21 protein-coding genes, 1 tRNA gene and 3 pseudogenes are annotated in these 22,553 nt (G+C 71.0%); 12 read left to right on the top strand and 13 right to left on the bottom strand.

Features of this window, described 5'->3' with window-relative positions; all coding sequences use genetic code 11:
* The first annotated feature begins 279 nt into the window (after positions 1-279).
* A complete protein-coding gene (locus R4Z62_RS28705; RefSeq protein WP_491521307.1) occupies positions 280-1,203 on the top strand; it encodes an N-formylglutamate amidohydrolase in 924 nt (307 codons plus the stop codon).
* Between the two features lie 18 nt (positions 1,204-1,221).
* On the opposite strand, the gene R4Z62_RS28700 is transcribed toward R4Z62_RS28705, so the two are convergent.
* Positions 1,222-1,584 (bottom strand): hypothetical protein, encoded by a 363-nt coding sequence (locus tag R4Z62_RS28700; RefSeq protein ID WP_018571800.1) that lies wholly within the window; start codon positions 1,582-1,584, stop codon positions 1,222-1,224.
* 102 nt (positions 1,585-1,686) lie between these two features.
* Between R4Z62_RS28700 and sigJ the strand changes: the two genes are divergently transcribed.
* Positions 1,687-2,622, top strand: coding sequence for an RNA polymerase sigma factor SigJ (gene sigJ / locus R4Z62_RS28695; RefSeq protein WP_491521306.1), 936 nt, complete (start codon positions 1,687-1,689; stop codon positions 2,620-2,622).
* A gap of 51 nt (positions 2,623-2,673) precedes the next feature.
* On the opposite strand, the gene R4Z62_RS28690 is transcribed toward sigJ, so the two are convergent.
* On the bottom strand, positions 2,674-3,243 hold the full coding sequence (locus R4Z62_RS28690) for a TetR/AcrR family transcriptional regulator (RefSeq protein WP_064536173.1): 570 nt from the start codon (positions 3,241-3,243) through the stop codon (positions 2,674-2,676).
* Between the two features lie 141 nt (positions 3,244-3,384).
* On the opposite strand from R4Z62_RS28690, the pseudogene R4Z62_RS28685 reads away from it, so the two are divergent.
* A pseudogene (locus R4Z62_RS28685) lies at positions 3,385-3,605 on the top strand (NADP-dependent oxidoreductase); the annotation flags it as partial.
* A gap of 196 nt (positions 3,606-3,801) precedes the next feature.
* On the opposite strand, the gene R4Z62_RS28680 reads toward R4Z62_RS28685, so the two are convergent.
* From R4Z62_RS28680 to R4Z62_RS28670, 3 genes are all read right to left on the bottom strand, one after another.
* Positions 3,802-4,332: a Scr1 family TA system antitoxin-like transcriptional regulator gene (locus R4Z62_RS28680; protein ID WP_491521305.1), complete on the bottom strand. Its 531-nt coding sequence runs from the start codon at positions 4,330-4,332 to the stop codon at positions 3,802-3,804.
* Between the two features lie 454 nt (positions 4,333-4,786).
* Positions 4,787-4,996: a DUF397 domain-containing protein gene (locus R4Z62_RS28675; protein ID WP_064536171.1), complete on the bottom strand. Its 210-nt coding sequence runs from the start codon at positions 4,994-4,996 to the stop codon at positions 4,787-4,789.
* A 103-nt stretch (positions 4,997-5,099) separates the two neighbouring features.
* On the bottom strand, positions 5,100-5,399 hold the full coding sequence (locus tag R4Z62_RS28670; protein ID WP_491521304.1) for a hypothetical protein: 300 nt from the start codon (positions 5,397-5,399) through the stop codon (positions 5,100-5,102).
* A 387-nt stretch (positions 5,400-5,786) separates the two neighbouring features.
* Here R4Z62_RS28670 and R4Z62_RS28665 point away from each other — a divergent pair, with 387 nt between their 5' ends.
* From R4Z62_RS28665 to R4Z62_RS28655, 3 genes and pseudogenes are all read left to right on the top strand, one after another.
* Positions 5,787-6,989, top strand: a complete 1,203-nt coding sequence (locus R4Z62_RS28665; protein WP_491521303.1) for an IS110 family RNA-guided transposase — start codon at positions 5,787-5,789, stop codon at positions 6,987-6,989.
* A gap of 618 nt (positions 6,990-7,607) precedes the next feature.
* Positions 7,608-8,218, top strand: a pseudogene (locus R4Z62_RS28660) (XRE family transcriptional regulator).
* Between the two features lie 3 nt (positions 8,219-8,221).
* Entirely contained in the window at positions 8,222-8,692 is a 471-nt protein-coding gene (locus R4Z62_RS28655; RefSeq protein ID WP_491521302.1) for an NUDIX hydrolase, read from the top strand.
* Between the two features lie 216 nt (positions 8,693-8,908).
* Here the strand turns inward: R4Z62_RS28655 and R4Z62_RS28650 are convergent, their stop codons facing one another.
* The 3 genes and pseudogenes from R4Z62_RS28650 to R4Z62_RS28640 all read right to left on the bottom strand — a co-directional run.
* Positions 8,909-9,400 (bottom strand): hypothetical protein, encoded by a 492-nt coding sequence (locus R4Z62_RS28650; RefSeq protein ID WP_355484801.1) that lies wholly within the window; start codon positions 9,398-9,400, stop codon positions 8,909-8,911.
* Complete coding sequence (locus R4Z62_RS28645; protein WP_491521301.1) at positions 9,397-10,158, bottom strand: IS256 family transposase; 762 nt, start codon at positions 10,156-10,158, stop codon at positions 9,397-9,399. The genes R4Z62_RS28650 and R4Z62_RS28645 overlap by 4 nt, the downstream gene beginning before the upstream one ends.
* A gap of 25 nt (positions 10,159-10,183) precedes the next feature.
* Positions 10,184-10,567 (bottom strand): annotated as a pseudogene (locus R4Z62_RS28640) (IS256 family transposase); the annotation flags it as partial.
* Here R4Z62_RS28640 and R4Z62_RS28635 point away from each other — a divergent pair.
* On the top strand, positions 10,496-11,272 hold the full coding sequence (locus R4Z62_RS28635; RefSeq protein ID WP_491521300.1) for a site-specific integrase: 777 nt from the start codon (positions 10,496-10,498) through the stop codon (positions 11,270-11,272). The pseudogene R4Z62_RS28640 and the gene R4Z62_RS28635 sit on opposite strands and share 72 nt — an antisense overlap.
* An 88-nt stretch (positions 11,273-11,360) precedes the next feature.
* On the opposite strand, the gene R4Z62_RS28630 is transcribed toward R4Z62_RS28635, so the two are convergent.
* Positions 11,361-11,448: transfer RNA gene (locus R4Z62_RS28630), tRNA-Leu, on the bottom strand.
* Positions 11,449-11,544: 96 nt separating this feature from the next.
* Positions 11,545-12,492: a beta-ketoacyl-ACP synthase III gene (locus R4Z62_RS28625; protein ID WP_064536162.1), complete on the bottom strand. Its 948-nt coding sequence runs from the start codon at positions 12,490-12,492 to the stop codon at positions 11,545-11,547.
* Between the two features lie 397 nt (positions 12,493-12,889).
* Between R4Z62_RS28625 and fdhD the strand changes: the two genes are divergently transcribed.
* On the top strand, positions 12,890-13,738 hold the full coding sequence (gene fdhD / locus R4Z62_RS28620; RefSeq protein ID WP_382849742.1) for a formate dehydrogenase accessory sulfurtransferase FdhD: 849 nt from the start codon (positions 12,890-12,892) through the stop codon (positions 13,736-13,738).
* Between the two features lie 96 nt (positions 13,739-13,834).
* Here fdhD and R4Z62_RS28615 read toward each other — a convergent pair whose 3' ends face one another.
* Positions 13,835-14,278 (bottom strand): MarR family winged helix-turn-helix transcriptional regulator, encoded by a 444-nt coding sequence (locus R4Z62_RS28615; protein ID WP_491521299.1) that lies wholly within the window; start codon positions 14,276-14,278, stop codon positions 13,835-13,837.
* Between the two features lie 118 nt (positions 14,279-14,396).
* Here R4Z62_RS28615 and R4Z62_RS28610 point away from each other — a divergent pair, with 118 nt between their 5' ends.
* The gene (locus tag R4Z62_RS28610) at positions 14,397-15,314 is read left to right on the top strand and encodes a quinone oxidoreductase family protein (RefSeq protein WP_491521298.1); all 918 of its coding nucleotides are present in this window, start codon (positions 14,397-14,399) and stop codon (positions 15,312-15,314) included.
* Between the two features lie 81 nt (positions 15,315-15,395).
* Here R4Z62_RS28610 and R4Z62_RS28605 read toward each other — a convergent pair whose 3' ends face one another.
* Positions 15,396-16,475, bottom strand: coding sequence for a bile acid:sodium symporter family protein (locus R4Z62_RS28605; RefSeq protein WP_491521297.1), 1,080 nt, complete (start codon positions 16,473-16,475; stop codon positions 15,396-15,398).
* A gap of 242 nt (positions 16,476-16,717) precedes the next feature.
* On the opposite strand from R4Z62_RS28605, the gene R4Z62_RS28600 reads away from it, so the two are divergent.
* On the top strand, positions 16,718-17,581 hold the full coding sequence (locus tag R4Z62_RS28600) for a LysR substrate-binding domain-containing protein (protein WP_064536152.1): 864 nt from the start codon (positions 16,718-16,720) through the stop codon (positions 17,579-17,581).
* 43 nt (positions 17,582-17,624) lie between these two features.
* Here the strand turns inward: R4Z62_RS28600 and R4Z62_RS28595 are convergent, their stop codons facing one another.
* A complete protein-coding gene (locus R4Z62_RS28595) occupies positions 17,625-18,635 on the bottom strand; it encodes an Lrp/AsnC family transcriptional regulator (protein WP_237305457.1) in 1,011 nt (336 codons plus the stop codon).
* A 159-nt stretch (positions 18,636-18,794) separates the two neighbouring features.
* Here R4Z62_RS28595 and R4Z62_RS28590 point away from each other — a divergent pair, with 159 nt between their 5' ends.
* Positions 18,795-20,306, top strand: a complete 1,512-nt coding sequence (locus tag R4Z62_RS28590; protein ID WP_491521296.1) for an MFS transporter — start codon at positions 18,795-18,797, stop codon at positions 20,304-20,306.
* Between the two features lie 399 nt (positions 20,307-20,705).
* Positions 20,706-22,532 (top strand): AMP-dependent synthetase/ligase, encoded by a 1,827-nt coding sequence (locus R4Z62_RS28585; RefSeq protein WP_491521295.1) that lies wholly within the window; start codon positions 20,706-20,708, stop codon positions 22,530-22,532.
* Positions 22,533-22,553 lie beyond the last annotated feature (21 nt).

The following is a 22,553-nucleotide window of genomic DNA, read 5'->3' as shown; positions in this document are numbered from 1 at the left end:
TGCGGGGAGTGAGAGCGCTCTCAAAGGTGGTGCACGGGAGAGGGTAGCGGCGCGGATAGATCAGGTCCATGCCAAGTACGGATGCGGATGCGGATTGCGGCGGGGAGGTGTCTCGAGGAGAGGGGTTCAGGACGGTGCGCGGGGTCCAGGCTCCGCAGTGCGGCACCGGCTCGGTCCGTACGGCGTACGATCCTTACGGCGTACGATCCTTGACGGCGGGAGGCGGGAACGGCCGGTCACACGGACGTACGGGAGAGCGAACACGCGAAGGCGGCGGCAGTGCACAGCAGCGAGACGTCGGCGCGGCCCTCCTTCGCGTACCTTCCCGGCGCGCCCGACTCCCCCGTCATCCTCCACGTCCCGCACTCCTCACGGGTCGTCCCGGCGGACGTACGGCGCGGCATCACGCTGGACGACGCGGCCCTCGCCCGCGAGCTGGACCACATCACCGACGCCCACACCGAGGAGATCGCGGCGGCCGCGGCGGCGCGCTGCGCCGTGCGCCCCTGGCGGTTCGTGAACCGGCTCTCGCGCCTGGTGACCGACCCCGAGCGGTTCCCCGACGAACGCGAGGAGATGCTGTCGGTCGGCATGGGCGCGGTGTACACGCGGACCACGCACGGGGCGCCGCTGCGCCCGGACGCGTACGACGGACGCCCGCTCGTCGAGCGGTACTTCCGGCCGTACGCCGCCGCCATGACCGACGCGGTCGCCGAGCGGCTGGCGGCCGTGGGCCGGGCAGTGATCATCGACGTGCACTCGTACCCGACCGCACGGCTCCCCTACGAACTGCACGGCGACGGTCCGCGGCCCGCGATCTGCCTGGGCAGCGACGGTTTCCACACGTCCGCCGAACTGCTGGGCCGGGCCGGGCGCGCCTTCGCGGAATTCGCGGAGCCGGGAGACGCCCCGGGAGCGGCGGACGGGAACGGCGGCGATCGCGGTGGCCTCGACGGTCGGGACGGCCTCGACGCTCGGGGCGCCCTCGGCGGTCGGGGCGGCGGGATCGGGATCGACAGCCCCTTCCGGGGCACGTACGTACCGCTGAGGTACTACGGGACCGATCGGCGGGTCGCCGCGCTGATGATCGAGATCCGGCGGGACGTGTACATGAGCGAACCGGGCGGCCCGGCCGACGCCTCCGGCGTGGAGGCGCTCGGCGCGGCCCTGGCCCGGCTCGTCGACGCGGCGGGCGCGCTCTGAGAGCGGCTCGGCGCCTGCTCAGCGCTTGCTCAGCGCCAGGACGCTCAGCCCGAACATCGCGACGCCGAGGGGCAGATGGACCGACGGCACGTGCGCGATCCCGAGGACGACCTGGACGGAGGCCAGGACGAGGAACCCGGTCGCCTGCCAGATGGGCCGCGTCGAGCCGCCGCCCGGCTTCCAGGCCAGTATCGCCGCGAGCACGTACAGCATCGACGCCCCGTACATGACCCGGGCGCCGACGCTGTGCAGCGTCTCGCCGTAGGACGCGGTCAGCAGCAGTCCGGCGGAGACCGCTTGCAGAAAGATGGTCAGGGTCTGCACGGCGATCGCGAACCGCAGGAACGAGATGCCGTGTCGTGCCGTCGCCTGGGTGGCCATGTGACGGTCCCCCCTTTTCCGCCCCGGGGGCAGTAGATCGATAGGGTCTCACCAACCCGACGACGCGGGCCCGCGAAAGGTAAGGCGAGGAGGCGGCGGGGCATGGGGAGAGCCGGTACGGGCATCGGCGGGGCGGCCGGTGAGCGGCCCCAACTGATCAATGTGGCCTACCGGTTGCTCGGTTCGCTGACCGAGGCCGAGGACGCCGTGCAGGAGGCGTACACACGCTGGTACGCGCTGCCGCGGAGCAGGCAGGAGGAGATCGTCTCCCCCGGCGCCTGGCTGACGACGGTGACCGGCCGCGTCTGCCTGGACGTGCTCGGCTCGGCGCGGGCCCGGCGCGAACGCTACGTCGGCGCGTGGCTGCCCGATCCCCTGCCCGACCGCACCGAGTGGGCCGGTCGCGGCACCGGCCCCGCCGACCCCGCCGATCAGCTGGTCCTGGACGAGTCGGTGACCATGGCCTTCCTGGTCGTCCTGGAGTCGATGACGCCGGCCGAGCGGGTGGCGTTCGTCCTGCACGACGTCTTCCGCTACCCCTTCGCCGAGATCGCCCGCATCGTCGGCCGCACGCCCGCGGCGTGCAAGCAGCTGGCGGCCTCGGGGCGCCGCCGGGTGCGCGCCGCCCGGCCGCCGGCGACGGCCGCCGACCGGGCCGAGGCGGTACGGGCCGAGGCGGTACGGGCCGAGGCGGTACGGCAGGTCAAGGAGGCATGGCAGGCCAAGGACATCACGGCTCTCGTGGGCCTGCTCGACCCGGCCGCCGTGATGACCGCCGACGGCGGCGGCGTGGCCGGTGCCGCCCTGCACCCGGTCGAGGGCGGCGCCCGCATCGCCCAGTACATGATCGCCATCGCCGACCGGGCCCCGGGACTCGAACTCCTGGAACGCTCCGTCAACGGCACGCCCGGCCTGGTGGCCCGGCGGGCGGGCGTCGTCCTGACCGTCGCCGCGTTCGACGTCCACGACGGACACGTCACCCGCATCTGGGCCGTCCGCAACCCGGAGAAGCTGCGGCCGTGGGCCGAGGCCGACTGAGCGGCTCCCCCCAGCAGGGACCGACCGCGCCCCCGCACCGCCCTCAGGCGGTCAGGCGGCTTCCCACGCGGCCTCGATCATCCGGAAGATCTCGTCCAGGGCGGCCTGCGGGTCGGCCGCCTCGCGGGCCAGCGCATAGGCGTCGATCACGAACCTCGCGATCGTCCGGCAGGCCATCGCGGACCGGTTCAGGCCGGGGTCGGCGGCGATGGCCGCCGCCAGCGCGTCCGCGTGCCGCAGCCGCATCGACTCCTCGTACTCCCGCAGCGCACGCGACTCGTCGATCATGCGGTAGATCGGGGCGGACCCCTCCGCCGTGCAGTGCCGGACCATGGCGTGGACCTCGCGGCGCAGCGCCGGGATCAGCGGTTCGTCCGGTGCGCGGTCGGTGACGGCCTGCTGGAGGCGCTGCTCGAAGTCGGCGTCCTGCTCGAACACCAGGGCCTCTTTGGAGGCGAAGTGGGAGAAGAGCGTGGTGACGGCCACGTCGGCCTCGGCGGCCACATCGCGGATGCCCACCGCGTCGTACCCGCGTTCCAGGAAGAGCCGCAGGGCGGTGTCGGCGATCTTCTGGCGGGTGGCGGCCTTCTTGCGTTCGCGGCGTCCGGTCGGCACGGTCATGGCGCTGACACTACCAAATCCGAAGGAGCAACGGCTTCTAAAAGCTAACGGTTAGCACTATGGTCACCGCACAGGGAGCGGGAGCGCCACCTGTCCACCGGATCCAGCGGGTCATCGGTCATCGGGATCGGGAGATCGCCCATGTCTGCTGTGCACTACCACCGCTACGGCAGCTCCGACGTCCTCCGCGTCGAGGACGTCGCGGAGCCGCACGCCGGACCCGGCCAGGCCCGTATCGCCGCGCACGCCACCGGCGTCACCCCCGCCGGCTGGTACCTGCGTTCCGGCATGCTGCGGGACGCCGTCCCCCTGGGCCTCCCCCATGTCCCGGCATGGACGCCGCCGGGACGGTCAACGAGGTGCACATCACCGGGCTGGGTCGGACTGCCCGTCGCCGCCGGCCTCGCCGACCAGGACCGCCTCACCGTTCCCCTCACGGACACCGCCGCCGCCCAGGACGCCAGCGCCACGGACCATACACGCGGCAAGATCGTCATCAGGGTGCGGTGACGAGCGGGGGCCGACCGGGAACGCCTGCCCGTTCACAAGCACGCCCACTCAGCCCAGGGAGGCCGGCGCATCAGCTATCAGCGACCGCGCCGCAGCTCCCCGTGCGACCCCCTGTGAAAGCCGCTCGAAGGCTCGGGCGTTTAGCTCAACCTGGCTGGGCTGCGTGAGGGTGGAAGCGGCATCCAGCGTGTCCGCGTGCACCCTGGTGTCGTCGAAGACAGTAAAGGTCGGCATGGGCCACACGGTGCGTCGCTCCGAGAACGGCACGATGCCCACGGCGACGTTCTGAAGATCCTTGGCCCCGAGCAGGTGGCCGAACCGTGCCGTCGGGCAGGGTCGTTCCTTGGTTTGTCCGATCAGCCGGAGCAGTGAGAGGAACGGATCCCTCTGCCGCCCGATCCAGGCTCGGGCTCGGTCGGCAACGGTTCCACGACTGTTTCTGTCGATGCGGTCTCCGCCGGCGTCCGGCACCACTCGCCGGGCTCCCTGTCGTCCCGCCAGGTCTGACCTGGAACTCCCTTCGCTGTGCGTCACGCCGCCGGTCGCGCCGTAGCCGGAAAACAGAAAACCCCAGATCAACTGGGGTTTCTACTGGTGTCCGAGGGGGGACTTGAACTCTCCACTCGGGCACCAGCCCTTCAGTTCGCTGACCTGGGGAAACACACCCTCTGAGCCCTCTTCTAGGCTGCGAGGGTTGATCACCCTCACCTGCTGTTTCTGCCCGTTCGTGGCCGCTGTTGGTCATGCGTTGGTCACGTGTCCACCCCGCTCTGAGTAGCGGGAAGCCCCCGCCGTGCACCACGGGGGAGGCACACTACGGGGGGGCGGAGCGTGGGGCGGATCAGCGACGTAGGTCCCGGTACTCGTCCAGCCTGCGAAGTGCAGTGATCAGCGCGGGCCGGTAACCGGGACAGGATCGTTCACGGGGCGGCGTCCAGACGTGCCAGCACGACAGGCACCACAGCACCCCGGAGTGCTCCGGGTCGGGCTCTGCACTGCCACCGCACTGCGGACACTGCCCCATGAGGACTCCCTACGCCGTGACGTCGAACTCGCCCACCTTGGCACCGGTGAGGAAGTCAGTCCACTCGACGGCCGTGAACTCGACCGTCTCACCGGTCACGGAGTTGCGGACAGCGACCTTGCCGGGAACGTTGGTCGCCACCTCGACACAGCGCGGGTCGCTGTTGTTGTAGGTGCACGCCGTAGACGTGCGGAACTCGAACGCGGGGACTGCGGTCATGTGCCCATCCCTTCGCCATGCTGCTTCGGGGATACGGTCCCCGCACCGTCATACAACCCGCTCCAGGCGTGACAGCGGACCGGTAGCGGAAGTTCAGGGGTTGTCACTCACGAGACCTGAACAAGCGCGACAGGCCCCATTCCTTGATTAGTCGGTCAGCCATCGCTTGAGCGGCCACCTGTGCCGGATCGATGTACTGCCACTCGCAGCGGCCGGGGTGGTCCTCGAAGATGGTGCAGCCGGTTCCCAGGGGATTCGGCCTGTTCATGCGGCACTCGATGTCTTCGAGCCACTGCTTGGACACGCCGTCTCGCCAGCACACGTAGACGTCCGTGTCCGGGTCGGTCCTCGCTCCCGTACGGAGAAACGCCGCATGGTGCTCGTGCGGCACGTCCTCGACCATGCACTGAAGCGTGTCGAACGACGTCCATTCGATGTCCGTATGCGGGGTAGGGATCTGTGCTGCGAAGGCTCGAACGTCACCGTCCAACTCGATCTCGACAGTGCATCGGTAGGTCATCGAAAGCCCCGTTATCTTCTTCGCGGTCCTGTAAGAGGGCCGCTGGCCTCCGGGCCCGGCATGACTGTTGCCCCCTGTCGATCGGATGACCTGGGGGGTGGTGTTCACCGGGCCCGAGGGGTGCCGTCGGAGACGCTGATCAGAGGTCCGGCCGCCGCCCGGTCCGGCGCAATGCCGGGCCACTTGCGGGCGGCAGGTCTGTATAACGTGGATGCGCGCGAACGGCCCCGCCGCCAAGGCCGGCTCGGCATCGACGCATGTGGGGGCACGGTGATCGACATCGATGAGACGGGCGTCTTCCTCGGCCTGGACGTCGGCAAGAGCAACCATCACGGCCACGGACTCACCCCGGCCGGAAAGAAAGTCTTCGACAAAGCCCTGCCGAACGGCGAACCCCAGCTGCGGGCCGTCTTCAACAAGCTCAAAGCCAAGTTCGGCACCGTCCTGGTGGTCGTGGACCAGCCCGCCTCCATCGGCGCCCTGCCGCTGACCGTCGCCCGCGACGCCGGCTGCAAGGTCGCCTACCTGCCCGGACTCGCGATGCGCCGGATCGCCGACCTCTACCCAGGTGAGGCCAAGACCGACGCCCGCGACGCCGCCGTCATCGCAGACGCCGCCCGCACCATGCCCCACACCCTGCGCTCCCTGGAACTCGCCGACGAGATCACCGCCGAGCTGACCATGCTGGTCGGCTTCGACCAGGACCTGGCCGGCGAGGCCAACCGCACCACCAACCGCATCCGCGGCCTGCTCACCCAGTTCCACCCCTCGCTGGAACGCGTCCTGGGGCCCCGCCTGGACCACCCCGCCGTCACCTGGCTCCTGGAGCGCTACGGATCCCCGGCCGCTCTGCGCAAAGCCGGCCGCCGCAAGCTCGTCGAGGTCATCCGGCCCAAGGCCCCGCGCATGGCCACCCGGCTCATCGACGACATCTTCGCCGCCCTCGACGAACAGACCGTCGTCGTCCCGGGCACAGGCACCCTGGACATCATCGTGCCGTCGCTGGCCAAGTCGCTGGCCGCCGTCCACGAACAACGCCGGGCACTGGAAGCCCGGATCGAGGCCCTGCTGGAGGCCCACCCTCTTTCCCAGGTCCTGACCTCGATGCCCGGCATCGGCGTCAGGACCGCCGCAATCCTCCTGACCACCGTCGGCGACGGCACCTCGTTCCCAAGCGCCGCCCACCTGGCCTCCTACGCCGGCCTCGCCCCCGCCACCAGGCAGTCGGGATCCTCGATCCACGGCGAACATGCTCCGAGAGGCGGGAACCGGCAGCTCAAACGCGCGATGTTCCTCTCCGCGTTCGCCGCCCTCCACGACCCCGCCTCCCGCACCTACTACGACCGCTGCCGAGCCCGCGGCAAAACCCACACCCAGGCCCTCCTCCGACTCGCCCGCCACCGCATCAGCGTCCTGTTCGCCATGCTCCGCGACGGAACCTTCTACGAACCCCGCAGCCCTCGCCTCGCTTGACGAAGGACATAGAGGCACCCCCCACTCACCGGGCTCAACTGGGAGGGCGGTGCAAGCCACTCACGCCCTCCAGCGGACGGGCGGACGAATGCAACCGTCTGCCTGAGGCGTTCACCAGGGGCAGTCGCCGGGTCCTCCCAATCCTTGATGATCTCCTGGAGAACACCGGTGCTGATCCCGTTCGTGACCAGCCGACCAATGTGGTCTCGGGTGACCGCCATCACTCGCCCCCGTCTCGACACATCCGACATGCACGTAGGGACGGTTGGCGGACTTACCAGCCGACTGAACACGCCGCACCATCTCAAGACTGGCGAACGGCTGGTGGCACTTGCGGCACTTCTCGCCCTTGGGCGCGTAGGTCGAGTACTCGCCCTGAAGCGCGTTGGCGTCTCCCCCGTCCGCTGGCGCCTCTCAGGCGGTTGGGCTGTAGCGTTGGGCACTGTCGTCAACCCCTTGATGGTTGGTGACCACGCCCCCGGACGTTCGCGCGTCGCGGGGGTTCGTCTCATCTCGTAAGGATCGACGGCTACCAAGGGACGCTGGAACCACGGGGCTAGAACGCCCCAAGGGTGTTCCAGGAGGGGTCGAGTGCAGAACGAGCGACTACGAACCGCTATGGCAGCGGGGGGCTGGACTCACGAGAGGCTCGCGGACAAGGTTGAAGTCGATCCGAAGTCAGCAGAGCGTTGGGTCAAGCGGTGAGCCCAGAGCTGGTGGCGCTGTATGACAATCGGGCAAGTCTTCCCGTTTCCACGTTCATTGACCTGTTCACGCAAGCGCGGGAACGTATTGATGTCCTGGTCTACGCTGCCGTATTTCTGCATGAGGCATATCCGCGTCTAAATGATCTACTACACGAACGAGCCTCCGAGGGTTGCGCAGTTCGGATTACAGTAGGAGATGCAGACAGCGAGAACGTACAACGGCGTGGACAGGAAGAGAAGTTCGGCCACTGCATCGAATCGCGCTGTCGACTCGCCCTCATGCACTACCGAACGCTGCTCGGAATCCCTGGGGTTGAGGTACGAACGCATGGCACCACCCTGTACAACAGCCTTTACCGCGCCGGTGATCAGCTACTGGCCAACGCTCATGTATTCGGCGTGAACGCGTACGGAGCGCCAGTGTGGCACCTGCGACGCAATGGCGACGGCGGCATGTTCGACACCTACGCGGACAGCTTCAACTGCGTGTGGAACGAAGCGTCGCCGGTCCAGGAAGGTTAAGAATTGGCCCGTACCGAATACTACAACGACCCCGAGGCGCCCAAGCCAAATAGTCTGGTCGTGGCGGCTTCTGCTGTGGTTACTGACCATAAGGGGAGAATCCTCCTGCAACGCCGAAGGGATAATAGTCTTTGGGCACTGCCGGGAGGTGGAATGGATATAAGTGATTCGCTCTCCGGTGCGGCAGTACGAGAGGTGAAAGAAGAAACCGGGTATGACGTCGAGATCACCGGGCTTGTCGGCACGTACACGGACCCTCGCCACATCTTCGCGTACAGCGACGGCGAAGTGAGACGTCAGTTCAATGTATGCTTCACTGCGCGAATCGTCGGTGGACACTTGGAAATCTCTGACGAGTCAACAGAAATTCGCTTTGTTGACCCTGAAGAAATTAATACGCTACCGATGCATCACACGCAGAAACTAAGGATTCGACACTTCCTGGAGAATCGTCCGAGTCCGTATCTGGGGTAGCATATGGATAATCAAGCCCCATCCACGGAGGTGGGTGGGGCTTAGCTTTCTAGAGACTTATTAATGCAGTGCGCGGAACGGGTTCCCTTCGAGCGATACGGGCCGCTTCGGTTCCGATGCAGGCTCCGGTACCCGTCTCGGCTCCGGGCGGTAGGCGTCCAGGCGGACGACCGTTCCTCGGTTCTGCTCACGCTCTCCGCTTCCGCGGAGCAATAGTCAAGAGTTGTGGGTGAGCTGGTTCCAGCTCTCGCTGCGGTGGTTGAGGCTGGTCCTGGCGGTGTTCCGGATCCGCTTGGTGCGGCCGGCTTCGGCGAGGATCTCGATGGCCTCGGTGTTCGTCCCGGCGGCTGTCTTGAGCTGGAGCCAGTTGGATGACGCGAGCAGGTCGTCCGGCTGCCAGGGCAGCTTGAGCGTGACGGCGCGGAAGAGTGACCACTCCCGCAGGCGCTGAGCCAGGAAGGAGTGGTCGATCGTGGCCTGGGTCATCGCCTGCGCCCACTCCTCGTAAGCGGGACCGGCGTAGAGGCCGGCGGCTCGACGGTCCAGGTGCCGCAGCACGGCGGACTTGGCCATCGTCCGGTCCGGATCGGTGAGCACGCGGCGGACCAAGTCGACCTCGTCCACCTCGGCGACCTGCTGCAGCTTGTCGAGGTAGGCCGCGAAGCGGACGTGCTCGTCAGGGTTCTGCAGGATGTCGTGGACGTTCATGCGACCTGCTCCTCGCGCTCGACCAGGACACCGTTCTCGAAGCTGGCACCGGCGCGGACCAGGGACACCAGGCGGGCACCGGTGACCGCGCGCCATCGCGTCCGGGTGGACTCAACCAGCTTGAACACCATAGCGAGGGCCGCCGCAGGGCTGCCAGCGCCGCGGGTGACCTTGGTGCGGAGCTTGACCGTGGAGAACGTTGACTCGATCGGGTTCGTGGTCCGCAGGTGGATCCAGTGCTCGGCGGGAAATTCGTAGAAAGCGAGCAGTTCGTCCCGGTCCTCGGTGATCTTCGCGACGGCCTTGGGGAACTTCGCGCCGTAAGTTCTCGCGAAAGCCTCGATCGCCTTCTCGGCGTGGCCGCGGTCTTCGGCGTTGTGGATCTCTTGCATCGCCTTCAGGGCGCCGGGCTGCGCTGACTTGGGCAGACAGTTGGTGACGTTGCGGGATTTGTGAACCCAGCACCTGTGCGGCCGTGCGGCCGGGAACACCTCGGCGAGCGCCCGCCAAAGGCCCATTGCACCGTCCCCGACCACCAGCTCGGGGTCGCGCATGCCGCGCCGGCGGCAGTCTCGTAACAGGTCGGCCCACGACTCGGTGGACTCCCGCAGGCCCTCGGCCAGGGCGATCAGCTCCTTGGTGCCGTCCAGGCGGACGCCGAGCAGGACCAGGACGCACGAGTGCGCCTGCCCGAGCCGGACTTTCGGGTGGACGCCGTCGGGCCCAGACGTAGACAAAGTCGCGGTCGGACAGGTCACGCTCCTGGAAGGCGGCGTGGTCGTCGCTCCACTGCTTCGTCAGCCTGGTCACGGTCGCCGGTGAAAGCCCGGCGGTGCCGCCGAGGAACTGCTCCAGCGCGGGCACGAAGTCGCCGGAGGGCAGTCCGTGCACGTAGAGCAGCGGCAGGACCTCGGTGATCTTCGACGGCTTGCGGCACCATGGGGCCAGGATCTTCGCGGAGAACCGTTTGCGTTCGCCGGTGGCCTCATCAACCCGACGGTCGTTGATGCGGGGCGCGGTGACCTCGACTGGGCCCGGCCGCAGTGACCACGGTGCGAGATCGGTGATGGCCGTTTCGAACAAGAGACGTCGGCCTTGCTCGTCGGTCTCGGCGACCAACTCGGCTATGTACTGGCTGACTTCCGCCTTCAGTGCGGCGGCCAGCATCCGGCGGGCGCTCTCTCGGACGATCTCGTCGATCAGGGAGCCGGACTGGGTGGAGCCGGCGTCGGTGACTACGCTGAGCACGGGCGTGCCTTCCCGACCCGCGCTGCAACGCGGGCCTGCTCGGAGACCTTACGGATCATTCGGGAAGGTACGTCCTCCGCGTGCCCTCCCGAAACCGATCCACAAGTCCTGAGCATTGCTCCCATCGAACTGGGCTGGGTCGTGGTCGAGGAAGGCAACACCTACCGGCTGCGGAAGCTGACCAAGGACGGCGACGACAACGCGGTGATCCATGTGGATCAGTCCGTGATCAATGTCCTGGAGGGGCAGAAGCAGCGCCAAGACGCCGAACGGGCGCGTCTCGGCTCCGCGTGGGTGGATCACGACCTGGTGTTCGCTCGGGACGGCTTCAAGCTCTACCGGGGCGAGGCAGGGGGCCCGCAGGCCCCCGAAAAGATGTCGGCTCGGTGGCGCACCCTCCGGACACGCCTGCACCTGCTGGAGGACTTCCGTATCCACGACTGGAGGCACAGCAAGGTCACGAACGATCTGGAGGCCGGGGAGAATCCTGTAGAGGTCTCCGCGAACGTCCGGCACCACTCGCCGGGCTACACGATGGCCCGGTACGGCCACTCTCGTAAGGACGGAGCGCGCCGACTGGCCGCCTCCGGTGCGGGCCGACTCGGCCTGTCATCCCTGGTCTGACCTGGGAAGTCTCCAGGCTGTTGGTCACGTGGTTGGTCACGCCACAGCCCTGGAAAGCAAGAAACCCCTGATGAACAGGGGTCTCAGCTGGTGTCCGAGGGGGGACTTGAACCCCCACGCCCGATAAAGGGCACTAGCACCTCAAGCTAGCGCGTCTGCCATTCCGCCACCCGGACCAGGTGTCTGTCGCTCGGTGGGGTGTTCCCCGCGGCGACATGGACAACCATACCAAGGTTTCGGAGTGCGTTTCACCTGCGTATTCGGTGCGCGGATCAGGGGCAGCGGACGACCTGGCCCGCGTAGGAGAGGTTGCCGCCGAAGCCGAAGAGGAGTACGGGGTCGCCCGTGCCCACCTCGCCCCGTTCGACCAGTCTGGACAGGGCCAGGGGGATGCTCGCGGCCGAGGTGTTCCCGGACTCGGAGACATCGCGGGCGATCACCGCGTTGACCGCGCCGAGCCTGGCGGCGAGGGGTTCGATGATGCGCAGGTTGGCCTGGTGCAGGACGACCGCCGCCAGGTCCTCGGGGGCGACGCCCGCGCGTTCGCAGGTGCGCCGGGCCAGCGGCGGCAGCTGGGTGGTGGCCCACCGGTAGACGCTCTGCCCCTCCTGCGCGAACCGCGGGGGCGTGCCCTCGATCCGTACCGCGTGCCCCATCTCGGGCACCGAGCCCCACAGCACCGGTCCGATGCCCGCGCTCTCACCCGGGGCGCACGCCTCGACCACGGCGGCGCCGGCCCCGTCGCCGACCAGGACACAGGTCGTGCGGTCGGTCCAGTCGGTCACCGCGGACATCTTGTCGGCGCCGATGACCAGGGCGCGGTGCGCGGCCCCGGCGCGCACGGTGTGGTCCGCGGTGGCCAGGGCGTGGGTGAACCCGGCGCAGACCACGTTGACGTCGATCACCGCCGGGCCCGGGATGCCGAGGCGGGCCGCGACGCGGGCCGCGGTGTTGGGCGAGCGGTCCACGGCCGTGGAGGTGGCGACCAGGACCAGGTCGATGTCGTCGGGCGTGCGGCCCGCCGCCGCCAGCGCCTTGGCCGCGGCGTGCGCCGCCAGTTCGTCGACCGGTTCGTCGGGTCCCGCGATGTGCCGGGTGCGGATGCCGACACGGCTGGTGATCCACTCGTCACTGGTGTCCACCATGGCCGCCAGATCGTCGTTGGTGAGCACCTGGGCGGGCCGGCAGTGGCCTACGGCGGTGATGCGTGAGCCGTTCATGGGTGGGCGGTCCCCTCGTTGCCGTGCGTGGTGGTCCTGCCGTGGCCGCACCCCGGGGACGCCCCCTGGATGCGTCCGGCGGTTCCCCACGGATCGCGGTCGAGGCACCAGTCTGTTCGGTGACTCACGGGTACGGCGGAGGGCGAAGGCACAGGAATCCCGGGCCCCGCTTGTGGGCTTCCGTCAGAGGTCGCCGGGTTCCGCCGCCCGTCCCGGGGGCCGGGCCCGGGTGCCCGCCGTGCCGGACATGCCGTGCAGGACGAAGAGACACGACCGTGCAGGACAATGAGACGGTCGGGGTCGCCCGCGCCGCCCGTCGGCCCGGTGGTCCGCGGCGAGCTGGGCAGCAAGGGCCGGTACGGCCACCCGCACGGACAGAACCGGGACTGATCAGGACATGGGACGAGTCACGGAACGACGCAAGGTGATCCGCATCCGGGACGGCGTGGTCTCGTCGCGGCCGGACACGCTGGTGGCCGAGGAGCCCCTGGAGATCCGGCTCGACGGCCGGCCGCTCGCCATCACTATGCGCACCCCCGGCGACGACTTCGCGCTGGCCGCGGGCTTCCTGGTCAGCGAGGGCGTGCTGGCCGCCGCTGCGGACCTGCGGAACATCGTGTACTGCGCGGGGGCGACGTCGGACGGCGGCAACACGTACAACGTGGTGGACGTGCGCACCGCGCCCGGTGTGGTCCTGCCCGACATCACCCTGGAACGCAACGTCTACACCACCTCCTCCTGCGGGCTGTGCGGCAAGGCAAGCCTGGACGCGGTCCGCACGACGGCCCGCTGGCCGATCGCCGACGAGCCCGCGGTGCGCCTCACGCCCGGCCTCCTGGCGAGCCTGCCCGACCGGCTGCGCGCGGCCCAGCGGGTCTTCGACCGGACCGGCGGACTGCACGCGGCGGCCCTGTTCAGCGAGGACGGCGAACTGCTGGACATACGGGAGGACGTGGGCCGGCACAACGCGGTGGACAAACTGGTCGGCCGGGCCCTCCAGAACGGCGCCCTGCCCCTGTCCCGGACGATCCTGCTGGTGTCCGGCCGGGCCTCCTTCGAGCTGGCGCAGAAGGCCGTGATGGCGGGCATCCCGGTGCTGGCGGCGGTCTCGGCGCCGTCCTCGCTCGCCGTGGACCTGGCCGCGGAGACCGGGCTGACGCTGGTGGGCTTCCTGCGGGGCGGTTCCATGAACGTGTACGCGGGTGCGGACCGTATCGCCCTGGGCGCCGACTCGGCCCAGGGCTAGGGCCTCCGCGTACGCCTGGACTTACCCGGTACCCGACCGTCGCGGCCGCCTGGCTCCGGCCGCCGTCAGTCGTGCGTCTCCCGGCTCCGGCCGCCGTCAGTCACGCGTCCCCGACACCCGGACCAGCAGCTCCATGAACCGTTCGCGGTCGGCCGGGGACAGCGGGGCCAGCAGGGTGTCGTTGGCCGCGCGGGCCGCCTGCTCGCAGCGGGACAGCAGGCGGGTGCCCTCGGCGGTGAGGGAGACCGCGTTCTTGCGCCGGTCGGCGGGGTCGGGCTCGCGCAGGACGAGTCCGGCGGCCTGGAGGTCGTTGAGGACGCCGACCAGGTCTTTCGGGTCGAGCCCCACACCGCGGCCGAGGTCGGCCTGGGCGACCGGGGCGAGGTCGCGGACGGCGGACAGCACCACGTGGTGCCACATCTTCAGCCCCTCGGCGGCCAGCGCCTCGGCGACCAGGGCCCTGCCCCGGGCGGCGGCCCGGCCGAGGAGCCAGCTGGGCAGAGAACGGATCTCGGCGAGGGGGGCTTCGGCTTCGGTCATGCCACGCAGCTTAGCGAAAAGTCGTTGGACTCCCCCATGAAATCGGGATACCGTTGGGGCTACCAATGATTATTTGAGTTTCCCCGGATTCCGAACTGTTGTTCACCCTGGAGGTGCGATGCGACGCGTGCGCTACGAGTCGGCCGGTGGCCCCCTGCTCCTGGAGGAAGCCCCTGTTCCCGAACCGGGCCGCGGCGAGGTCCTGGTGCGCTGCGAAGCAGTCGGCGTCACCCTGCCCGTCGTCCGCAAGGTCACCGAGGCCGCCGAGCCGGTCCCGCTGGGCGGGGAGATCGCCGGGGAGGTGGCGGCGGTCGGCGCGGACGTCACGCGCTTCCGCCCCGGCGACCGGGTGACCGGGCTCTGCTTCGGCCACGGGTACGCCGACTTCGCGGTGCTGCACGAGGCCATGGCCTCCCCCGTGCCCGAGGGCGCCGGGGCCGTCGACGCGGTCGCCCTGGTCCGCAGTGGCCTGGTCGCCCTCGGAGCCCTGGCGGCGGCACGTCCCGAGCCGGGCGAGTCGGTGCTCGTGACGGCGGCCGCCGGCGGAGTCGGACATCTCGCGGTGCAGCTCGCCCGGGTGCGGGGCGCGGGCCGGGTCGTAGGTGCCGTCTCCGGCCCGGCCAAGGCGGACTTCGTGCGCTCCCTCGGCGCCGACGAGGTGGTCCTCTACGCCGACGGAAGCTGGGGCGAGCCCGTCGACTACGCGCTCGACGCGGTGGGCGGCGACCTGCTCACCCCGGCGCTCGCCGCGCTCGCCCCGGGCGGACGGCTGGTGGCCTACAGCTCGGGCGGCGGGACCGTCCAGGCGTACGACCTGCTCGTGGGCGCCAAATCGGTGATCGGCTTCCAGATGGCCCGGATCGCCCGGGGCGAGCCCGAGCTGTACGAGCGGTGGCGGCAGGAGCTGTGGCGGCTGTTCGAGGAGGGGCGGATACGGCCGGCCGTGCACGCCGAGTTCGCGCTGCCCGACGCGGCGAAGGCCCATGAGGCGATCATGTCGCGCGGCAACCTCGGCAAGGCGGTGCTGCGCCCCTGACCCGGCGGACCTGAGGATCAGCGGCTGCCGCGGCGGACCCGAGGCCCCCCGGCGAGCCGGAGGGATCAGCGCCCCGGCGCTTCACCGGGGCCGGGGCGCCGCCGTACCGACCCGGGCCGAGGGCTCCGCGGGCTCCCCCGCCGGGCCGCTGCTCCCCTCCCGTGCCTCCCGGCCGCTGCTCCCCTCCCGTGCCTCCGGATCGCGCGCCCTGCGCTTGGCGATCACCGCGCACACCATCAGCTGCATCTGGTGGAAGAGCATCAGCGGCAGCACCGCGAGCGAGGCGTGCGCGCCGAACAGGACGCTCGCCATGGGCAGTCCGGCGGCCAGGGACTTCTTCGAACCGGCGAACTGGATCGCGATCCGGTCCCCCCGGCCGAACCGCAGCGCCCTGGCCCCGTACCAGGTCAGGGCGAGCATCGCGGCGAGCAGCGCGGCCTCCACCACGAGCAGGCCACCCAGCCGCAGGGCGCTGACCTGGTGCCAGATGCCGCGCACCATGCCCTCGCTGAACGCGGTGTAGACGACGAGCAGGATCGAGCCGCGGTCGACGAACCCGAGCACCTTCTTGTGCCGGGTCACGAAGCCCCCGATCCAGCGGCGCAACAGTTGCCCCGCGACGAACGGCACGAGCAGTTGCAGCACGATCGTCACCAGCGAGTGCGCCGAGAAGCCGGCCCCGCTGTTGCCGAGCAGCACCGCCGCGAGCAGCGGGGTCAGCACGATCCCGATCAGCGAGGAGAAGGAGCCGGCGCAGATCGCGGCGGGCACGTTGCCGCGGGCGATGGAGGTGAAGGCGATCGACGACTGGATGGTCGACGGGACGAGGGTGAGGAAGAGCAGGCCCTGGTAGAGCGGCTGGTCGAGCAGGACCGGGACCAGCCCGCGCGCGGCCAGACCGAGCAGCGGGAACACGACGAAGGTGCAGGCCAGCACGGTGGTGTGCAGCCGCCAGTGCTTCAGTCCGTCGAGCGCCTCGCGGGCGGAGAGCCGGGCGCCGTACAGGAAGAAGAGAAAGGCGATGGCGGCGGTGGAGGCGCCGGAGGCCACGTGCGCGGCGGCCCCGCGGGCCGGCAGCAGCGCGGCCAGACCCACCGTCGCCAGCAGCAGCACGATGTACGGGTCGATCGGCATCCGACTGGGCCGGCGCAGGCGTTTCACGGTGCTCCACTCGTCGATTCTCGGTACTTGGCTTCTCGGCGCCCGACCGCACCCGCCCGCATCCGACCGCGCTCACCGGCCCTCGTCCGTGCTCGGCAGCGCTTGTCGGTGCTTGTCGGTGCTTGGCGGCGCTTGTCGGCGCTCTCGTCCGCTCCATGCTCCTCTCCCCCCGGCGATCGGGAAACCGCGACACCGCTCTGACTGTCATCACGTTCCGCGATGAGCGCGGGTAGCCTGGGGCCGTGTACGACCCCGCTCAGCTGCGTACGTTCCTCGCGGTCTCCCAGACGCTCAGCTTCACCCGGGCGGCCCGGCGGCTCGGGCTGCGCCAGTCGACCGTCAGCCAGCACGTGCGGCGGCTGGAGGACGCCACCGGACGGGCGCTGTTCACCCGGGACACCCACTCGGTCGAGCTGACCGAGGACGGCGAGGCCATGCTCGGGTTCGCCCGCCGGATCCTGGAGGTGCACGAGCAGGCCACGGCGTTCTTCACCGGCACCCGGGTGCGCGGCCGGCTCCGCTTCGGCGCCTCGGAGGACTTCGTGCTGACCCGGCTGCCGGAGATCCTGGAGGGCTTCCGCCACGCGCACCCCGAGGTCGACCTGGAGCTGACGGTGGAGCTGTCGGGCACCCTGCACGAGCAGCTCGCCGCCGGGAAACTGGACCTGGTGCTGGCCAAGCGGCGCCCGCAGGACCCCCGGGGGGAACCGGTCTGGCACGACCGGCTGGTGTGGATCGGCGCGCGGCGGCTGCGCCTGGATCCCGGGCGCCCGGTGCCGCTGATCGTCTATCCGCCGCCGGGGATCACCCGGGCGCTCGCCTTCCGGGCGCTGGAGCGGCAGGGCCGCCCCTGGCACGTCGTGTGCACCAGCGGAAGCCTCAACGGGCTGATCGCCGCCGCCCGTGCGGGCCTCGGGGTGATGGCCCACGCGCGCGGACTGGTCCCGCCGGGCCTGGTGCCGGTCCCGGAGCGGGCCGGGCTGCCGGAGCTGGGCGGGGTCGACTTCGTCCTGGTCCACGGCCGCCACCGCCCCTCGGCCCAGCACGCGGCCGACGCGCTGGCCGCGGCGGTCCTCGCCGGGGGCGAGGGCCTCCACCACCGCTGACCGGCCCTCCCCCGCCCCGGCCCGCTCCCCGCCCCCGACCCCGTCAGTGCGCCGGGCGCGGATACGTGAGCTGTTTGACGCGCCGCAGATACGGCGTGGCCTCCACGTGCCGGACGCCCGGCAGGGCGCCCAGGGGGCCGCTGAGGTAGGCGTACAGGCCCGCCGTGTCCCGCGCCACCAGGGTCGCCATGATGTTCGACTGCCCCGCGGTGGCCGTGACATAGGCGATCTCCGTGTGGGCGGCGAGGGCCTGCCCGACGGAGTGCAGGGCGGCGGGCGCGGTGGTGATCCACAGGGCGGCGCCGATGCGCTGGCCGAGGGTCTCGGGGTGGTACTCGACGTCGATGTAGAGGGCGCCGGAGGCGACGAGCGCGGACAGCCGGCGCTTGACGGCGGACTCGGAGCGGCCGGTGGCGCGCTGGAGTTCGGGCAGCCCGGCCCGGCCGTCGCGCTCCAGGACGGCGACCAGCGGTTCGTCCTCGGGGTCGATGCGGGGTGGTCCGGCGGTGGGGACCGGGGCGGGCAGCAGGGCAGCGCGTTCGGCGTCGGTGAGCGCGCGGAACTTGCGCAGCCAGCCGTCCGGGCCGCCGAAGAAGCGGTGCAGCAGCTGGTGGGCGCGGATCTCCACGATGCTGGGGGTGCGCGGCAGCTTGCCGAGGAGCAGGTCGTCGCGGTCACCGGCGCTGCGCGGCCGCATCCCGCAGACCACCTCGGTGCCGCCGGACGCGAGCCCGATCCAGCTGGTGTCGGGGCGTTTGGCGAGCGCGTCGGCGATCGTCTGGGCGGTGTCCGGGACGCAGCGCAGCCGCAGCATCCACTGGTCCTGCCCGAGCCGTTCGGGGTCGCGGACCGCCACCACCCGCAGCCCGCCCTCGGCGCTCAGCCTGCGGTAGCGGCGGGCCACGGTCTGGTCGGAGACGCCGAGCACCGCGCCGATCCGGCTGAAGGAGGCCCGTCCATTGACCTCCAGCGCGGACAGGATCCGCAGGTCGAGCCGGTCGAACAGGTCCGAGTCCAGCACCGGCGGCGCGATGGCTCCGACGGAGGATTCCACTGTGACTGTCCTCTCCGCTGTCGGGTTCCGGCGCTCACCGGCCGCTCTCCGCCGGGATCCGCCGTGCGCCGCCCATCGTACGGGGGAGGCGCGCGGGCCCCGGTCCGGCGCGGAGTACCGGGTGACGGAGTACCGGGTGACGAGGAACGAGGGAGAGACATGCGTACGTGGGGGCCGCTGGCGGCGGTGTGCCTGGGCACGTTCATGCTGTTGCTGGACGTGACGATCGTGGTCGTCGCGCTGCCGGACGTGGCGCGGGCGCTGGACGCGTCGCTGGGCGATCTGCAATGGGTGGTGGACGGCTACGCGCTGGCGCTGGCCGCGCTGCTGCTGGGGCTGGGGGCGGCGGCCGACGCGCTCGGGCGGCGGCGGGTGCATGTGGCCGGAGTGATGCTGTTCGCGGTGGCGTCGCTGCTGTGCGGCCTCGCGTCCGGGCCGGGCACGCTGGTGGCGGCGCGGGCCGTGCAGGGGGTGGGCGCCGCGGCGATGTTCGCGACGACGCTGCCGCTGCTCGGCTCGGTCTACCAGGGGCGGCAGCGGTCGGCGGCGCTCGGTGTGTGGGGCGCGGTGAGCGGCGGTGCCGCGGCGGTCGGGCCGGTGCTGGGCGGGGTGCTCACGGAGGGGCCCGGCTGGCGGTGGATCTTCTTCGTGAACCTTCCGGTGAGCGTCGCGTCGATCTGGCTGACCCTGCGGCTGGTCCCGGAGTCGAAGGGGCGCGCGGGGGCGCGGATCGACTGGGTGGGCACGGTGGCCTTCGCCGCCTTCGCGGGCGGGGCGACGTACGCCGTGGTGCGGGCCGGGGAGGACGGCTGGGCTTCCGCGGCGACGCTGGGCGCCTCGGCGCCGGCCGTGGTGGCGCTGGTGTGCTTCGTGCTGGTGGAGCGCCGGGCGGCGCATCCGCTGCTCGATCTGTCGCTGCTGCGGGTGCCCGCGTTCGTGGGGGTGATGGCGGGCGGGTTCGTCTTCAACGGAGTGGCGTTCGGGACGACGCCGTACCTGTCGCTGTGGATGCAGACGCTGCTGGGCATGAGCCCGGTGCGGGCCGGTCTGACGCTGCTGCCGATGACGGTGGCCGCGATGGTGGTCGCGATCGCGGCCGGACGGCTGCTGCACGGGGCACCGGCGCGCCGGACGATCGGCGGCGGGCTGCTGCTGATCGGCGCGGGGTGCCTGGCGCAGGCGGTGCTGGGCGCGGGCTCGACGTGGACGGCGCTGATCCCGGGGTTCGTGCTGGTCGGTGCGGGCACCGGGCTCGTCTCGCCGACCGTCGCCGGTGCGGCGCTGGCCGCGGTGCCCCCGGAGCGGGCCGGTATGGCGGGCGGCGCGGTGAACACCGTGCGGCAGCTCGGGTACGCGCTCGGGGTGGCCGTGGCCGGAACCGTACTGGCCTCGCGGATGCGGGACACGCTGCCGCGCGAGGCGGCGCACACACTGGCGGGCGGCGGCGCCGGGGCGCTGCGCGGCTCGTTCCCGGAGCACACGCTGCGGGCGGCCTTCGCCTCGGGTCTCGACGCGGCGCTGGTGGTGGCCGGGTGCGCGGGGCTGGCGGCGGCGGTGCTGGTGGCGGTGCTGGTCCGGCCGCCGCGCGGCCCCCGGGGCGCGGCGGCCCGGTCCGGGGCGCGCCCGCTGCCGGGGAAGCGGCCGGGGAAGGAGACGGTGTCCCACGGGTGACCGGGCGTCCGTCCGCCAATACGTCCATGCGTCCGCCCGCCCGTCCGCCCGGCCGCCCGGCCGCCCGGCCGCCCGTCGATCCGGGCGCCAGTCGATCCGGGCGCCTTTACACCCGTACACCGTCCGCCGGAGGTGCCGATCCGGCCACGGAAGGGTCAGGGGGTCGTACAGATTCGGTGGAGATACCGGCACCGAAACTCACTGAACCGTGGGATCTTCTGTCCGGCCCTGCCCCATGTGAGCGCTTTTTCCGCCGCTGACCTGGGCGGACGCCACCACCGTCCGCTTCCGGTCCGCCCCGGGGCCCCGGTTTCCGTGGGGTAGCTTTCACGGCGCTGTGCGGAGCGTCACGGGCGTCCGGGAGTCGGACCGGAGCGGGAACGGGAGCGGGAGCGGGGTTTGCGCGAGTTCACCAGCCCTCCGTCGGCGTCGGCACCGCCGGTGGGCGGCCTGGCCGACGTCGTGTTCCAGCATGCCGAGGACGACCCGTCGCACATCGCGCTCGGCCGCAAGGACGCCTCGGGCGGCTGGCGCGAGGTGACCTCCGCCGGCTTCCGCGACGAGGTGCTGGCCCTCGCCAAGGGACTGCTCGCCCAGGGCGTGCGCTTCGGCGACCGGGTCGCGATCATGTCGCGCACCCGCTACGAGTGGACGCTGTTCGACTTCGCGCTGTGGACCATCGGCGCCCAGGTGGTGCCGGTGTACCCCACCTCCTCGGCCGAGCAGTGCTTCTGGATGCTGTACGACGCGGAGGTGTCGGCGGCGGTCGTGGAGCACGAGGACCACGCCATGACGATCGCCACCGTGATCGACCGGCTGCCCCGCCTCGGCAGGCTGTGGCAGCTCGACGCGGGCGCGGTGCGGGAGCTGAACGAGGCGGGCACGCACCTGGACGACGAGGTGGTGCACCGGCACCGCGAGGCGGTGACGCCGGAGTCGGTCGCCACGGTCATCTACACCTCCGGCACCACCGGCCGCCCCAAGGGCTGCGTCCTCACCCACGGCAACTTCATGACCGAGGCGGACACGGTCCTCGACCGCTGGGAGCCGGTGTTCCACTCGCGCCGCGGCGACGAGGCGTCGACGCTGCTGTTCCTGCCGCTCGCGCACGTCTTCGGCCGGATGGTGGAGGTGGCCGCGGTCCGCGGCCGGGTGCGTTTCGGCCATCAGCCGCACCTGCACGCCGCCGCGCTGCTGCCGGACCTCCAGGCGTTCCGGCCGACGTTCGTCCTGGCGGTGCCGTACATCTTCGAGAAGGTGTTCAACGCGGCCCGGCGCAAGGCGGAGAAGGAGGGCCGGGAGGGGGCCTTCGAGAAGGCCGTGGACGTGGCCGTGAAGTACGCGGACGCGGTCGAGGCGAAGGCGTGGGGCATCGGGCCGGGCCCGTCGGCCGCGCTGCGCGTGCAGCACCAGCTCTTCGACAAACTCGTGTACGCCAAGGTGCGCGCCGCGATGGGCGGCCGGATCCGCAACGCGATGTCCGGCGGCTCGGGCATGGACCGGCGGCTCGGCCTGTTCTTCGCGGGCGCCGGGGTGCAGATCTACGAGGGCTACGGGCTGACCGAGACGACGGCGGCGGCCACCGCCAACCCACCCGACCGCACCCGCTACGGCACGGTCGGGCAGCCGATCCCGGGGGTCACCGTGCACCTCGCCGACGACGGCGAGGTCTGGCTGCGCGGCGGCAATGTCTTCCAGGGCTATCTGAACGACCCCAAGGCCACCGACGAGGCGCTGCACGACGGCTGGCTGGCCACCGGTGACCTCGGCGTCCTCGACGACGACGGCTACCTCACCATCACCGGCCGCAAGAAGGAGATCCTGGTGACCTCCGGCGGCAAGAGCGTGGCGCCGGGTGTGCTGGAGGAGCGGGTGCGCGACCATCCGCTGGTCGCGCAGTGCATCGTCGTCGGCAACGACCGCCCGTACATCGCCGCCCTGGTCACCCTGGACCACGAGGCAGTCGAGCACTGGCTCCGGATGCGCGACAAGCCGCGGCGCAGCCCCGCCGAGCTGGTGCACGACGCGGACCTGGAGACCGAGGTGCGGCGCGCGGTGGTCGCCGCGAACACCCTGGTGTCCCAGACCGAGTCCATCCGCACCTTCCGCATCCTCGCCCAGCCCTTCACCGAGGAGCACGGGCTGCTGACGCCGTCCCTGAAGCTGAAGCGCCGGGCGATCGAGGACGCGTACGCGGCCGAGGTGGAGGCGCTGTACCGGGGGTGAGCCCCGGGTGCGGGTGAGCTC

The sequence above is a fragment of the Streptomyces sp. PL-25 genome, from assembly GCF_058344915.1.
Note: the sequence above shows the minus strand (reverse complement) of the source record. Positions and strands in the feature narration are given on the sequence as shown.